This is a genomic window from Paracoccus sp. MC1854 (assembly GCF_014164635.1).
In the GTDB taxonomy this organism is placed as follows: domain Bacteria; phylum Pseudomonadota; class Alphaproteobacteria; order Rhodobacterales; family Rhodobacteraceae; genus Paracoccus.
Genome location: NZ_JACJFU010000106.1, coordinates 1 through 1,648, shown reverse-complemented (window position 1 = coordinate 1,648; position 1,648 = coordinate 1). Strand labels below are relative to the sequence as shown.

General features: G+C 60.5%; 1 protein-coding gene. It reads left to right on the top strand.

Translation table 11 applies throughout. The features are described from left to right. Window positions 1–164 precede the first annotated feature (164 nt). The gene (locus H5395_RS18250) at window positions 165–1,511 is read left to right on the top strand and encodes a CpaF family protein (protein WP_370576508.1); all 1,347 of its coding nucleotides are present in this window, start codon (window positions 165–167) and stop codon (window positions 1,509–1,511) included. Window positions 1,512–1,648: the final 137 nt, after the last annotated feature.

Genomic DNA, 1,648 nt, shown 5'->3' with positions numbered 1-1,648 from the left:
TCAGCCTGCCGCAGGATCGCGATGATCTGAGCCTCAGTGTATCTGCTTGTCTTCATTCGAAATCTCCTCGTTCATCTTGCCGAGAAAATTCTACTTATGAAGCCCCTTACTTTCGGGGAGGATTACCGTCGCAGATAACCGCCCCAGTGGAACCTATGCCGTCGGTGGCGCACCTTGCCGTGGTTTCCAGCAAGCCGGAGCTGGCCGTGGCCGAGGGGAAGCGCAAGCCCGCGCCGGAGCGGACTGCAATCTTCGATGCCATCAAGAAGGAAATCCTCAGCGCTCTGCTGGAAGCCATCGACGTCACACAACTGTCGCTGATGGAGTTGGTAGAGGCGCGGCAGGAGATCCGAAGCATTGCTGCGGACATTCTGACAGCGAAGAAGGCCGTCATCTCTGCCGCGGCGCAGGACGAGATGGTCGAAGAGATCTGCAACGACGTGCTGGGCTATGGCCCGCTGGAACCGCTGCTGGCACGGGACGACATCGCCGATATCATGGTGAACGGCAGCGATCCGATCTACATCGAGGTCGCGGGCCGGACGATTCAGACCGACATCCGGTTCCGGGACAATTCCCATCTTCTGAATGTTTGCCAGCGCATCGTCAGCCAGGTCGGTCGTCGCGTCGATGAATCGAGCCCGATGTGCGATGCCCGTCTGCCCGATGGCAGCCGTGTGAACGTCATCGTGCCGCCACTCGCGCTAGACGGACCGACGCTCACGATCCGGCGGTTCAAGAAAGACAAGCTGCGGCTGGATCAGCTCGTTCAGTTCGGCTCGATTACCTCGGCAGGGGCAGAGTTGCTGAAGATCATCAGCCGCGTGCGCTGCAATGTGCTGATCTCGGGCGGAACGGGATCGGGCAAGACCACCCTCCTCAACTGCATGACTGGCTATATCGATGCCGAGGAACGGATCATCACCTGCGAAGACTCTGCCGAGCTGCAGCTTCAGCAACCGCACGTCGTTCGCCTTGAAACCCGCCCTCCCAACATCGAGGGCATAGGCGAGATCACGATGCGACACCTCGTGAAGAACTGCCTTCGCATGCGGCCGGAGCGTATCATCGTGGGTGAGGTCCGTGGGCCGGAGGCTTTCGATCTTCTTCAGGCGATGAACACGGGCCATGATGGGTCCATGGGCACCCTTCACGCCAACACGCCGCGCGAGGCGCTTTCGCGACTTGAATCCATGATCACGATGGGAGGCTTCATGCTTCCCACCAAGACAATCCGCGAGATGGCGGTCTCGTCTATCGACATCATCGTGCAGGCGGCACGGCTGCGCGACGGCTCGCGCCGGATCACGCATATCACGGAGGTCGTGGGTCTCGAAGGCGAGGTTCCGATCCTGCAAGACCTTTTCGTCTATGAGATGAGCGGCGAAGACGACCACGGCAACATCATCGGCCAGCACCGTTCGACCGGAATCGCCCGCCCCAAGTTCTGGGACCGGGCGCGATACTACAGTGAAGAAAAGCGTCTAGCCGCTGCCCTGAGCTCTGCATAGCACAGCCTAGCACTACTTTGGCAGATTTTCAGGGGAGAGGATTTTGCGGCAGTGGGGACAACGGAATGGGGGCGGCTGCGCGAGAGCAGTGAGGATGGCCTGCCTGACGGCGGGCAAGCTCGGTTGGGGCGGCGGAC